Origin of the sequence: Acinetobacter brisouii (genome assembly GCF_008993995.1) — a bacterium.
Classification (GTDB): Bacteria; Pseudomonadota; Gammaproteobacteria; order Pseudomonadales; family Moraxellaceae; genus Acinetobacter; species Acinetobacter brisouii_A.
Genome location: NZ_BKNN01000181.1, coordinates 1 through 524, shown reverse-complemented (window position 1 = coordinate 524; position 524 = coordinate 1). Strand labels below are relative to the sequence as shown.

Here is a 524-nt window from a genome sequence, read left to right as displayed (position 1 = left end):
TGGAAGAGGACGCCAGCTACGCCGAGGTGACGCCCTCCGGCACCGGCCTGCGCATCATCGGCCTCGCGACCGGCCCGAAGGTGCACCGCAACCTCGCGGTGCCAGGTGAGGACGGCGCACGCGTCGAGGTCTACCGGACCTGCGAACGGTACGTGACGATCACGGGCGATCAGGTGCCGGGCTCGCCCGATGCGCTATCCGATGTGGACGCGAAGATCGACCGCACGGTGTTCTGGCTGGACGAGGCGGCCCGCGAGGCGAAGGTCCGGAAGGCTGGGTCCAAGGCAGAGACCGAGGCGCCACGCACCGATGAGGATCGACGCCGCGACCTCCCCGGTGAGCTGCTGCGGCTGATCGAGTGCGGCGCGCCGGAGGGCGAGCGCTCCGAGAAGTTCATGCACGTCGTCGGCTGGCTGAAGGACTACGGCTGGACCGCGCCCGAGATCGTTGCGCTGCTCGCCCGACACCCGGCCGGCATCGCGGAAAAGTACGGCGACCGCCTCGAGGCCGAGGTGGATCGGTGC

Annotated in this window: 1 protein-coding gene; it reads left to right on the top strand. The window is 70.2% G+C overall.

Translation table 11 applies throughout. The annotated features are described in order from the left end of the window. On the top strand, nt 1-524 hold a 524-nt coding region (locus tag GBN19_RS15875; RefSeq protein WP_215903501.1), incomplete at both ends, for a hypothetical protein.